Origin of the sequence: Clostridium sp. SHJSY1 (assembly GCF_031626875.1) — a bacterium.
GTDB lineage: Bacteria > Bacillota > Clostridia > Clostridiales > Clostridiaceae > Clostridium.
Genome location: NZ_JANDMF010000054.1, coordinates 1 through 12,230, shown reverse-complemented (window position 1 = coordinate 12,230; position 12,230 = coordinate 1). Strand labels below are relative to the sequence as shown.

Genomic DNA, 12,230 nt, shown 5'->3' with positions numbered 1-12,230 from the left:
ATTGGCATGATTATTGCTTGTAATATTATAAAAATAATAATTTTGGAGGCGTTATAAATGAATAATTTAGATACATTTAACAAAATAATACAAACAGTTCTAGGAATTAAAAATGTGGAAGAAATTGAAGACAGTTTTGGTCCTAATGAAATAGAAGACTGGGATTCACTAGGTCATATTGAGCTTGTAGGAAAAATTGAGGAGATGTTTGAAATATCTTTAACTGTTCCAGATGTTTCAAGAATGTATACAATAGGAGATGTAAAAAATACATTAAAAAAATATGGAGTTATAATATGACCTTTACAGACTATATTTTTGAATTCTCCTCTGAGCTTAATAAGACTGCAATTATTGACAAGACAAATATTAGCTATAAAGAATTATACTTTAATATATCTATGATATCCAAGGAGATAAAAAGAAATAACTTTAGAAAGCAAGATAAAATTCTCATACTAGCAGAGAATTCTCCCCTATTTATAGAAAGTTATTTTGCTGTAATTAAAAGTGGATGTATTTGTGTTCCTTTAAATCCAACATTAAGTCATAAAGATATTCAATATATTATAAGTATCTGTAACCCTAAAATGATTTTCATTGAAAAACGATTTTTAAACAAGTTGAATAACTATATAAATGAAGAAATCAATATAGTTACAGAAGAAACACTAAGTGATTTTTATCTAACTGAAGAAAATGATTATATTAATAATGTAGAAATTGACTTTAAAAATGATGTAGCTGTAATACTCTTTACATCTGGCTCTACAACAAAGCCAAAGGGTGTTATGTTAACACATTATAATCTTTCTTATAATACAAATTCAATAATAGAATATTTAAAGTTAAAGAGTTCAGATAGAATAGAGGTTGTATTACCCTTCTATTATTGTTTTGGAACCTCTTTGCTTCATACACATTTAAGAGTAGGTGGAAGTTTAGTTATAAATAATAGCTTTATGTTTCCAGAGTCAGTACTAGATGACATAAACAAATACAAATGTACTGGTTTTGCAGGAGTTCCAAGTAATTATCAAATTTTACTTAGGAAATCAAGTATTAAAGAAAGAAAACTTCCAAGCCTTAGATATGTGGCCCAAGCTGGTGGCAAACTTCCTGATAGCTTTATTAAAGAACTTGAAGAGACCTTAAATAAAGTAGAAATATTTATAATGTATGGACAAACAGAAGCAACAGCAAGACTTTCCTATCTTCCACCTGATATGATTGATAAAAAATTAGGTTCCATTGGTAAAGGAATACCTGGAACTGAACTTAAAGTTCTGGATAAAGAATGCAACAACATAAAGATAGGTGAAATTGGAGAAGTGGTGGCTTCAGGTGGAAATATAATGAAGGGATATTTTAATGATGATGAAGAAACCAATAAAGTTATTAGAAATGGTTATCTTTATACTGGTGATTTAGCTACCATTGACCAGGATGGATACATATATATTGTATCAAGAGAAAAACAAATTATTAAAAGTGCTGGAAATAGAATAAGTCCAAAAGAAATTGAAGAAATAATACTTCAGCTACCAAATGTTATTGAGGCTGCAGTAATTGGGGTTAGTGATGATATATTAGGAGAAGCCGTAAAAGCTTTTGTAGTATTTGATAATAAGAATGTAAAAGTTGATGAAAATTTTATTATCAGCTATTGCAAGGAAAGGTTACCCTCCTACAAGCTCCCTAAATATATAGCTTTTATAGATGAACTTCCAAAAAACTCTTCTGGTAAGGTTATGGTAGGTGATTTGAAATGATAGATGAAATTATTGATAACCCACAATTTTTATCTTTACAAAAAGAAAAAGAAAAAAAGTTATTAGCTATTTTAAAAATACAACTAGAAGAAAATAAGAAAAATGAAAATCTAAATTCTATGTATAATAAACTTAAAGTAGATATTGAAGCTATAAATTCTCTAGAAGAAATACCATTTATTCCTGTAAGTATGTTTAAACATTTTGACCTTAGAACTTGTCCAAAAGAGGATGTTATTAGAATATTAAACTCTAGCTCAACAACTGGCAACTTTCCAAGTAGAATATATATTGATAAAGCAACTTCAATAAGACAATCAAAAGGTTTAATATCAACATTAAGTAACTTTTTAGGTTCACATAGAAGACCACTTTTAATAATTGATAACAAAGAAATTAACAAGAAAAATGAAACTATTACGGCTAGAGGTGCTGCTATAAGAGGAATTAGTACTTTTGGTAAAAGTTTAACTTATGTTATGGATATATCTGATGGAGATCTAACTCCTAACATAACTAGACTTAAAGAATTTGAAGATAAATACAAGAATGAAGATATATTGGTATATGGTTTTACCTATATCATTTGGACAAGATTTGTTAAAGTATTGCAAGAAAAAAAGATTAAATTAAATATGCCAAAAATTAAATTGCTCCATAGTGGTGGCTGGAAAAAGTTAACCCAGCAAAAAGTTGAAAAAGAAGAATTCAATAAATCTGTAGCTGAAGTATTTGGAACATCTCCACAAAATATTATTGATTTTTATGGAATGGTTGAACAGTTAGGGGTAGTTTTCATTGATTGTGAGTATGGATATAAGCATGTGCCAGACTTTGGTGAAATAATAATTAGAGATTTTTTAACACTTAAAGAAGTTGAAAAAGGTAATTCTGGTTTTATTGAAGTTATAAGTAGTCTTACTTCTAGCTACCCTGGTCAAGCTATTTTAACTGAGGATATTGGACAACTTATAGGTATAGATGATTGTAAATGTGGACGAAAAGGGAAATATTTCAAATTTATAAATAGAGTAGAAAAATCTGAAACTAGAGGATGTGGAGATACCTTTGCAGAAAGGCGGGATAAGAAATGATAAACTGTTTTATGTTAGGAGATAAATTTTTTCAAAAGCCTAAAAAATTTTCTTCTTTAAATTTTATTATAGATGAACTTGAAAAAAACAGAGAGCAAATTTATTTTTATCCTTTAGATGTTATAGTTGAAATAATTAATCAATATAGTCAAATACTATTAAAGAATAGAGAGCTTTTAAATTATGAAGGAGTATCTTATTTAGCATTATGGATGAAGAAAAGTAATATTAATAAACTTTTAAGTATAGATATTGAAAATAGAGATTATCTAGATGACTTTGTTAAGATAGAGAATAATAAATTCATGAAAGCTCAACCACGTGGAGTTATATGCCACTTTATGGCTGGAAATGTACCTACCCTTTCCATTTATTATGCTATTCAGGCTCTCCTCTGTAAAAATCTTAACTTAATTAGAGTTCCAATTCAAAATATAGCCATTGTAGCAGAGTTATTAAAGCCCTTACAACATATCACAGTTAATTTTAATGGGAAAGAATATTCTGGTATAGTTCTGCTAAAAAGTATTTCTCTTGTGAATTTTCCAAGTGATAATATAGAGTTAAATCGTGAAATGTCACAAGTAGCTGATGTAAGAGTTATATGTGGTGGTGAAGAAGCAGTTAATAGCTTGACTATTTTACCTAAAAAAACTACTTGCAAAGATATAATATTTGGCCCTAAATATTCTTTTGCTGTATTTGAAAAGTCTGCAATAGATAGTTCTAATCTATCAAAAACCCTTGATTTTTTTGCAAGAGATATAGTAACCTTTCATCAAAAAGCATGTTCATCACCTCAGGTACTATTTGTAGAAAAGTCTGATATGGATATAAAGTTGCTAGCCAAAGCTCTTTCAGAGTCCTTAATGAAGCTTTCAAAAATTTATCCTAATGATCAAATAAGCCAATGTGCATCAGCTAAAATAATAAATAAAAGAGGTGAATATTTATTATCTTTAGATAAGGATATAATTTGTGATACTGGACTTCAATATACAATCCTTATGAATAATGACATTAATTTAGAGGAACCAATACATTATAGAACAATTTTTATAAAGGAAGTAGATGATATATTTCAGATATGTAATTTAATAACCCCAAGAATACAAACCATTGGAATAGCTTCTGAGAATCAAAGCAAATTCAGGGAATTTGCAAACAAGGTTAGCTTAAAAGGTGTTGACAGGATTGTTAAAGTTGGCTGCATGAATATATATGACTCTCCTTGGGATGGTATATTTTTTATGAGGGAAATAGTTAAATGGACTACATTAACTTTAGACTAAAAATATTTTAATCTATCTACCACACTATTATATATAATCTTTTATATGCATATATGGAGGTACAATGTGAAAGTAAAGGAATTGATGACAAAAAAAGTACTAGTATTAAAATTAGATAATACTTTAGAGGATGCAGCCAAGCTTTTTATAAAGCATAATATTGATGGTGCTCCAATAGTAGATTCTTCTGGAAAGCCAATTAATATTATTACAAAAACTGATTTATTAAAAGCTATCCTTAATAAATCAGAAATGAATATAAAACTTAGTGACTTAAAGCAAAAGAATATTATAACTATAAAAAGTGATATGGACATTGAAGATGTGTCTAAATATAAAGTTGGAAGACTTCCAATTACAGATGATAGTGGCAAGATTGTAGGAATCATAACTCAAACAGATTTAGTAAAAATTTTATTTGAAAAGATTTCAATTGAATATGGCAACTTGAAAAATAAGAAATTCAATTTAAGTGAACTAGATTCAATTATCGAATGCTCTTATGATGGAATTTACATAACAGATGGTGATGCTAACACAATAAAAGTAAACAATGCCTATGAAAGAATTACAGGTTTAAAAAAAGAAGATGTTTTAGGAAGAAATATGAAAGACTTAGAACGTGAAGGCTTTATATCTCAATCTGCTACTCTATTAGTTCTTAAAGATAGAAAAACAGTTACAATACAGCAAGAATTCAAAACAGGAGTAAAGGTATTAGTAAGTAGCAATCCTATTTGGGATGAAAATGGTAAGATAGCCATGGTAGTAACTAATGTGAGAGATGTAACTCAACTTTATGAATTAAAAGAGCAACTTCAAAAAAATAAAGAAATTAATAAGAAATATGTTTCAGAAATTGAAGAAATGAGAATTCAATTGCTTGATACTTCTGAAATTGTAGCTGAAGATCATAAGACTATTGAAATTATTCAGTTTGCTAATAGGGTTGCAAAAGTAGACACTACAATACTTATGCTTGGTGAAACAGGAGTTGGAAAAGATCAAATAGCAAAGTATATTCATAAATGCAGTAAAAGATGTGAAAATCAATTTATTAAAGTTAATTGTGGTGCAGTTCCAGCTAGTTTAATAGAATCAGAATTTTTTGGATATGAAAAAGGAGCATTTACTGGTGCAAATAAGGATGGGAAAATGGGTTTATTTGAATTAGCTTCAGGAGGCTCCATCTTTTTAGATGAAATTGGAGAACTTCCAATGGATATGCAAGTTAAACTTTTAAGAGTCCTTCAAGAAATGGAAGTAGTAAGAATTGGTGGAACAAAATCAATAAAAATTGATGTAAGAGTTTTGGCGGCAACTAATAGAAACTTAGAGGAAATGATAAAAAACAACCAATTCAGAGAAGATTTATATTATAGATTGAATGTTGTACCACTACTTATTCCACCACTTAGAGAAAGAAAACAAGATATTATTCCTTTAATTACACTTTTTCTTGAACAACTAAATATCAAGTATAATTTCAATAAAATATTTGCTCCAGATGCACTAAATTGTTTATATGAGTATAGTTGGCCAGGAAACGTTAGAGAACTTAAAAATATTGTAGAAAGAGTTGTAATAATGAGTGAAAATGATAAAATAAAAAAATCAGACCTTCCTAAAAATATTAATTCCTCAAGTAGTGTAATAGTAAATTTAGATACATTTGAAGAAGGTCTTAATTTGAAAGAAACCTTGGATGCTATCGAAGAAAAATTAATAAAGAAGGCTTATGACAAATATGGTAATGTTAGAATGGCAGCAAAATCTTTAGGCATAGATGCTTCAACTTTTGTAAGAAAAAAGCAAAAATACACAAAAAAATCGGATGCCACAAAATGACTTAAATAAATTTGTGGCATCCTAAATTTTTTATAATAATCTATTATTTAATTAGAAACCAGTACAATTTCCGTATAAATCAGCACCAGTAAGATTATTATTGTTATTATTAGCTGAAATACAATCTTGAATTATAGCTCTACCAAAAGTTACTTTATATCCTAATGCTGATGGAGTTCCTGTTGCTGGGAAAGAATAGTTAGCTCCCCCATTAGCATTTGCTGTACATCTTAACATAGTTACTACTCCTGTTTGATTGTTTCTATCAAATCCATTACGTGTATTACCTGAAGCTTCACAATCTGTTAATGTATGATTTAAAGCATCTGCATGAGCTGGAACTCCTGGAGTCTTATTATCAATTCCTCCAACCTTAAATCCATTTCCATCTCCTCTGATTCCATCACATTCTCCATTGTTTATAGCCTTACATCTGTTAAATGTTACAGCTCCATGAGCAGCATATAAATCATATCCATCATCTGAATTTCCTGCTGCAACACAATCTTCTAAAACATTACCTTCTCCTGAATGTAATTTTATTGCAAAACCATCTGCATTTTCTCCCTTTGGATCTGCATTATAATAAGAATACACATAACCAAAATAATTATTTGCTCCACCATTTGATACTTGAACACCTGCATCTTTGTTATTATGAACATATATTCCATAGAATACATTATTATTGCCTTGAACAAATATTCCATTATCTCCAGCATTGCATATTTCTATATTTTGAATTGTAGATCCATCATTTACAACATTTAATCCTTTTTGACCAAACTTAGTTAAAGAGAAATCAATTACTGCATTTGTTCCTCCAACTATATTTACTCCTGCTGGAACATTTAAAGTCCCTGATTTTACAGTTCCATTAATTTGTACTGTATCCCCTGCTTTTGCACTTGCTAATGCATCTTTTATAGAATCCCCTTCTGACACATTAGTTGTACTTCTTGTAAGTGCTGCTCCAACACCATTTACAACTATTGTTCTTCCTGTAGCTGCCTTTGCAACTGTATAGTTTGAAGCCATTGATACTGTTAGGGCTATTATTGCCCCCATGCATAATAATTTTACTTTTTTCATTTTTAATTCCCCCATTTAGGGACAATCAAAAAAATAACAAGTCAATACGCCAGACTATTTTCCATCATCCTGTGTCAGCAGCTTGCCCTAATAGCCCGCTATGAGACCAATCTGCTTCCTTGCCTGATGAAAAATATTCATGGCAAATTGGGACTTGTTATTTATTTTCATGTCCCTTTATAAAATTTAATTAATACAATCTCCATTCAAGTATTCCAGTAGAAGCAGAGTTATTAGACTCCATTTGTATTGCTATAGCACTTGTCTTTATTGGATCAAAAGTTGTTGTATTAAATTGATCAGTAAGTGTACCAAAACCTTTAGCATTTGGCACATCAAGCCATTGACTTCCATCCCAATATGCAATTCTATATGAAGCTGGTACATCTATACCAGAACCATCTTTAAACCAATATACATCTGATTTTGAAATGGTATACTCTTTATCAAAAGCATATTGAACCCATTGAGTATCAGTCTTTGGCCAATTTCCATAAGCAGCATGACTTCTATCGTTGGAACTTGTTGGAATAACTCCATCATTTAATGCACTGATATTTTCCCAAGATGAACAATATGAAGTAGTTGCTACTGCTTTAGAAGCAATATTAGATAATGTTGGAGTTGTTCCTCCTGTTGTCTTACCTGATTTAACAAAAGTCATACTATTTCCAATAGAGCTAATATTTGAAATATCTAGCCCTGATGGACTATTGTTTAACCATTTAGAGCTTGGACTACTTGTGTTGTTAAATGTATCATTAAATCCTTGATGAAACAAATCTCCATAATTTCCGTTATTAATCATATTTTCAATTTCAAATTTATTGTCAGCTTGTACAACTGAAACCTTGTTATGATGAGTATTTCCATAATCACTATTATCACCAGTCTCATCAATATGCCAAATCATTAATCCAGCATCAGGAAGTGAAGAATATCTCCCACTTTTCTGCAAATTCTCTATTAAATAATACTCTTTAGAATTATTACCTGACCATTTATATACTGGTTGAGTACCATTTCCATCTGCAGTAGCAGCAATTGTAGCTCCATCACTATAAGAATTCAAATTAAGAGTTGAATTCCACCCAGACATAATATTTCTGCAATATGGATCTGGTGGTTCAGGATTTTTAACATCTACTACATTTGACATAAGGCTATATGCCCCACATCCATTTGATTTATATGTATAATCATAAAGATCAGGGTATTCAAAAAGAAGATGTCCATTTTCATGACAAATAGTGAAAAGTGACAAATCAGAACCTATATTACTTAATTCAAACCTTTGAACATTTACACCATTAGCTGAAAATGTATTAGAAAGATAATCTTGATGAGGCCATAACCCTTTAGCCCAACCAGCATCAGCTTCTCCAGCATAAAGAATGTTAACCCCTTTAACATATCCGTTTGAATCTGTAGTCAATGTAGAAAAATCAAATCCAGCAGATTTTAACCAGTTTAAAGCTTCATTTGCTAGCACCTGAGAAGTGCTATAATCATCAATTTTTACATTATCATAGTATGATTTATTATGTTTTGCTGTATAGAATGTAGTAACTGTATTTGTATAAGTTACTTTTCCACCAGAAACATCATAAAAATAATCTCTTACAGATCCATTGTTTGAGTATCCTGTATATCCTGGTAAGTTAAAAAATTTATTTATCTCTTCAGCTGATATATCACTATCTTTATCTGGAAAATTTATCAAAATTGTTAATCCATTTATATTTCCAGTTGAAGGTAGATTACTATTAGTTTTTTTAACTGTAGATACTTTATTTGCATTAAGTTCTTCTTTTACTTGTTCTATTTTTTGTTCTTTATATTTTTTATCTATTGCTAAATGTTTAGTATCACCAATTACTTTTTTACTTTCAAAAAGACTACTGAGCAGTGAGTTTTTATTTTTATGCTCTTCTCCCTTATATATTTCATCTGTAGCCACAAGTTCAGATTTTTCACCATTAAGTGAAGCATAACAAATCCAGCCATCAGAATTTCTACAAAGAGTATAACCATCCAAGCTCTCTACTTGTTGATAATATTCATCTCCAGTAATTTTAACTTTTACTTCAGTATTATCTGGTTGTTTTAAATTTGAAAGCTTGTTATAACAAGGTGCAGCCTCTGCATATATACTTGTTAAAAAGCTTAAAGAAAAAACAACACTAGATGTAATTAGTATTTTTTTTAGTCTATTCATCTTTTATCCCCCTATATGTATAAAATTCCACAAAATCCAAATATCTTTCACCTCTCCTCTGTCGAAAATTAATGGAATTTAATAAAAATTATATATAAATAGTAAAAAAAATACAACCACTTTATGTAAATAAATTTTATTTTTTTGAAAAATAATAATATTTTTAGTATATTTTTGAAATTTATATAAAAATTGATACTTATTTTTAATAATAGAATATACAGTGAATTTTGAAAGATATAAATATTATATTTAAACATATCCCAAAAATTAATCAGTATATGAGAATTTAATTAAGGAATAATACTAAAGAATGCATCTATTTAAAATATCTTTTAGGAGGCTGAATTTTATGAAAAGTGCACATAAAAGAGAGTTTACTAAAGAAAACTATTTGAAGAATGGATTTAAATCACAAAATCAACATGCTAAAAATAGTTTTAATACTACTATAGAAGAACCTGGGATAAACGAAAGTGGTATTGATGCAAAGAATAGAGGTTTCTAAATAATTAAAATCAGCCATTCCCTATTGGCTGATTTTAATTTATATTATTCACAATTTAACTGTATTCCTCTAGTTTCAACAGGTGTTGAAAACACTATTTGAGTTTCTGTATTTCCGAACTTTTGAAGATGTCCTATAAAAGTATCTAGTTCCATAGTTGTATGATAAGCTACTTTTATAAGCATAGAATAACTTCCAGTGACACAATTACATTCAATTACATTTGGACAAGCGCTAATAAATGGATAAAATTCTGGTTTTAGTTTTGGAGTCATAGCTAAATTAATGAAAGCTACTATATTATATCCTAATTCCAATTGATTTACTGTTGCTCTGTAACCAGTAATTACTCCAGATTTCTCAAGCTTATCTATTCTTGCTGATACTGCTGGGGGAGATAAAAACACCTGTTCTGCAAGTTGCTTAAGTGGATAACGTGCATTTTCTTGTAAAAGTTTTATAAGTTTTAAGTCTACCTTGTCCATAATGACACCCCTGTTCTAAATTAATAAAATCAAACTTACAGTTGAATTTTTGTCCAACTGCTACATATTGGATAAAAAAAGAGCACATTATAGTATTCTATAATATGCTCCTTTGCATCTATATATATGATAATCTTTTTCACATAAAAATACAAGTCCTAATTTTATAAAAACTTAAAAATTTTAAGTTGAATTGCAATCATCCCAAATATTTTAAAGTTTCTATCAATCAATTTCTTGTCCACTATTCATGTTTCATTAAATATCAAAGGTTTATAATTTTAAGGAAATTTACAAAAATTTAATTATATTTAAGTTAAAATATCTTTTACCAGTTATTATTCACACTTCTCCAGATTTTATTTACTTTGCATTTCTAACGTGCTATTCTCGTTAATATTAAAGGAATTAAACGGGGGATTATATTATGAAAACAAGAATAGAATTTGACTCAATAGGTAGTATGAGTGTACCTGAAAATGCATATTATGGTGTTCAATCCTTAAGAGCTAAGGAGAACTTTCCTATAACTAATAAAAAAATAAATGAAAAACTTATCATAAGCCTTGCTGAAATAAAAAAAGCTGCTGCTATAACAAATAGAAACGCTGGCTCACTTGATAAAGAAATAGCTGATGCAATTATAAAAGCTTGTACTGAAATAATTGAAGGAAAACTTCATGATGAATTTATTGTAGACCCTATCCAAGGAGGAGCAGGTACTTCAACTAATATGAATGCAAATGAAGTAATAGCTAATCGTGCTATTGAAATCTTAGGTGGTGTAAAAGGCGATTACAGCCTAATTCACCCAAATGATCATGTTAACATGTCTCAATCAACTAATGATGTGTTTCCAACTGCAGGAAAACTTACAGTTTTAAAACTTATGCCAAAATGTATTTTTGAGCTTAATAGACTATATAAAGCATTCATGCAAAAATCAGATGAATTTGACTCTATTGTAAAAATGGGTAGAACACAACTACAAGATGCTGTACCTATTAGACTTGGGCAATCATTTAACGCATTTGCATCTGTTATTAGGCGAGATATTAATAGATTTGTAAAAGTTGAAGAGGAAATGAGCACAATTAATCTAGCAGCAACTGCAATAGGAACCTCTATAAATGCAAGTAATTATTATATCTACAATATTACACGTAACCTTCAAGATGTTACAAATACAAAACTTGAACAAGCTAGAGATTTAATTGATGGAACTCAAAATTTAGATGGATTTGTTTCAGTTTCAGCTACACTAAAAACCTGTGCTGTAAGTTTATCTAAAATATCAAATGATTTGCGTCTTTTATCAAGTGGTCCTAAAACTGGAATAGCAGAAATCAACCTACCAAGCAAACAAAATGGTTCATCTATAATGCCAGGTAAAGTAAATCCAGTTATCCCAGAAGTCATGTCCCAAGTTGCTTTTAACATAATAGGAAATGACTTCACCATTACAATGGCTGCTGAATCAGGCCAATTAGAACTCAATGCCTTTGAGCCAGTATTATTTTATAATTTATTTGAATCAATAGAAACATTAACGAATGCAGTAAAAACACTAGTAGATAACTGCATTGTTGGAATAACTGCCAATGAAGATAATTGCAAAGAACATCTAGAAAACAGTGTATGTGCAGCCACTGCATTATGTCCTCATATAGGTTATAAGAAAGCTGCTGACCTAGCTAAAACCTCTTTAAAAGGTGGAGAATCAATAAGATCTCTTCTACTTAAAGAAAAGCTATTTACAGAAAAAGAACTGGATACCATATTAAATTATGATGCTATGACCAATCCTAAAACTAAGATTAAGAGCTTTGCAATTTAGTCCCACACATAAAAAAAGTGGCTATGCCACGCTCCCTTCGGGAAAATTATTTTGCAAGCTAAATTTAAAAGCATGGAATACTAA

Annotated in this window: 10 protein-coding genes; 7 read left to right on the top strand and 3 right to left on the bottom strand. The window is 29.5% G+C overall.

The genetic code is table 11. The features are described from left to right. Positions 1-57: 57 nt before the first annotated feature. The 5 genes from NNC19_RS19590 (at position 58) to NNC19_RS19570 (ending at position 6,006) form a co-directional block, all read left to right on the top strand. Positions 58-300: an acyl carrier protein gene (locus NNC19_RS19590; protein WP_310940384.1), complete on the top strand. Its 243-nt coding sequence runs from the start codon at positions 58-60 to the stop codon at positions 298-300. Beyond that, positions 297-1,772: an AMP-binding protein gene (locus tag NNC19_RS19585; RefSeq protein ID WP_310940383.1), complete on the top strand. Its 1,476-nt coding sequence runs from the start codon at positions 297-299 to the stop codon at positions 1,770-1,772. Before NNC19_RS19590 ends, NNC19_RS19585 begins: the two co-directional genes overlap by 4 nt. Beyond that, positions 1,769-2,866: an acyl-protein synthetase gene (locus NNC19_RS19580; protein ID WP_310940382.1), complete on the top strand. Its 1,098-nt coding sequence runs from the start codon at positions 1,769-1,771 to the stop codon at positions 2,864-2,866. Before NNC19_RS19585 ends, NNC19_RS19580 begins: the two co-directional genes overlap by 4 nt. Next, positions 2,863-4,158 carry an acyl-CoA reductase gene (locus NNC19_RS19575; protein WP_310940381.1) on the top strand — a complete coding sequence of 432 codons (1,296 nt, stop codon included), beginning with the start codon at positions 2,863-2,865 and terminating at the stop codon, positions 4,156-4,158. The genes NNC19_RS19580 and NNC19_RS19575 overlap by 4 nt, the downstream gene beginning before the upstream one ends. A gap of 66 nt (positions 4,159-4,224) precedes the next feature. Further along, complete coding sequence (locus tag NNC19_RS19570) at positions 4,225-6,006, top strand: sigma 54-interacting transcriptional regulator (protein WP_310940380.1); 1,782 nt, start codon at positions 4,225-4,227, stop codon at positions 6,004-6,006. A gap of 51 nt (positions 6,007-6,057) precedes the next feature. Here the strand turns inward: NNC19_RS19570 and NNC19_RS19565 are convergent, their stop codons facing one another. Both NNC19_RS19565 and NNC19_RS19560 read right to left on the bottom strand, forming a co-directional pair. Further along, positions 6,058-7,098, bottom strand: coding sequence for a right-handed parallel beta-helix repeat-containing protein (locus tag NNC19_RS19565; RefSeq protein ID WP_310940379.1), 1,041 nt, complete (start codon positions 7,096-7,098; stop codon positions 6,058-6,060). Between the two features lie 190 nt (positions 7,099-7,288). Beyond that, positions 7,289-9,316: a M6 family metalloprotease domain-containing protein gene (locus tag NNC19_RS19560; RefSeq protein ID WP_310940378.1), complete on the bottom strand. Its 2,028-nt coding sequence runs from the start codon at positions 9,314-9,316 to the stop codon at positions 7,289-7,291. A 352-nt stretch (positions 9,317-9,668) separates the two neighbouring features. Between NNC19_RS19560 and NNC19_RS19555 the strand changes: the two genes are divergently transcribed. After that, on the top strand, positions 9,669-9,824 hold the full coding sequence (locus NNC19_RS19555) for a hypothetical protein (protein ID WP_310940377.1): 156 nt from the start codon (positions 9,669-9,671) through the stop codon (positions 9,822-9,824). 44 nt (positions 9,825-9,868) lie between these two features. Here NNC19_RS19555 and NNC19_RS19550 read toward each other — a convergent pair whose 3' ends face one another. Further along, positions 9,869-10,309, bottom strand: coding sequence for an Lrp/AsnC family transcriptional regulator (locus NNC19_RS19550; protein ID WP_310940376.1), 441 nt, complete (start codon positions 10,307-10,309; stop codon positions 9,869-9,871). A 427-nt stretch (positions 10,310-10,736) separates the two neighbouring features. On the opposite strand from NNC19_RS19550, the gene NNC19_RS19545 reads away from it, so the two are divergent. After that, positions 10,737-12,146, top strand: coding sequence for an aspartate ammonia-lyase (locus NNC19_RS19545; protein ID WP_310940375.1), 1,410 nt, complete (start codon positions 10,737-10,739; stop codon positions 12,144-12,146). The last annotated feature ends 84 nt before the right edge of the window (positions 12,147-12,230 follow it).